Here is an 816-nt window from a genome sequence, read left to right as displayed (position 1 = left end):
CGGGTCGACCCCGGGCGACGCTGAGACCAGCACCCGGGACGAGAACAGACGAGGCCCGGACCTGTCGGTCCGGGCCTCGTCACTGTGTAGCGGGGGCAGGATTTGAACCTGCGACCTCTGGACGCCGCCCGCGTCGCCATCGCGCTAGAGAGTGCTTTGACCAGGCTTGCTGACATGGGCCGTGACCTGCACGAACGTCCGGCAACGGGACATCCTCGGACCCCGAGTTCTTGACGCCGTGCGTGCTCGTCTGACGGCTTGCGCTCGCGTTTTCGGGACATATTCGCGACACGACTCGAATCTCTCGATAGTGCCCCCCCAGTCCTAGCGCCCCGCCTGCGCGGTGACGAGTTACGTCACGTCCCGACGCGGTAGGTCCGTCTCCACCTGACCAGATACGATTCGGTGCCGCCTGCCGCCAACTTCTTGACTCAGGCGCGCCGTGCTGGCGTTCACGCGTTCCCGCGGTCGCACTGGTCGAAGATCTGGTCGACCAACCCGCTCGAGCGGGTGAACAAGGAGATCAAGCGTCGAGCGCGCGTCGTCGGGATCTTCCCCAACGATGCCGCGGTGATCCGCCTGGTCGGCGCCGTGCTGGCCGACTTGCACGACGAATGGCAATCAGGCGACCGCCGCCCCTTCTCCGAAGGCTCCATGGCACTCCTCAAGCCCAACGGCGATTACTGGCACCGTCGCTGTCGGCGGCCACGAGAAACTGCCCGGAGACGGCCACGAAACTGCCCGCTGGCGGACATGAGAACTGCCCACTGACGGTCATGGGATCTGCCCGACACGACGTCGTCTGCCTCGCCGCGC

General features: G+C 66.3%; 1 pseudogene. It reads left to right on the top strand.

The features are described from left to right. Nucleotides 1-459 precede the first annotated feature (459 nt). Nucleotides 460-771 (top strand): annotated as a pseudogene (locus QWJ41_RS20735) (transposase); the annotation flags it as partial. Nucleotides 772-816 lie beyond the last annotated feature (45 nt).

This window comes from Nocardioides cremeus, from assembly GCF_030518195.1.
GTDB lineage: Bacteria > Actinomycetota > Actinomycetes > Propionibacteriales > Nocardioidaceae > Nocardioides > Nocardioides cremeus.
This window is presented reverse-complemented; position numbering and strand designations above follow the sequence as displayed.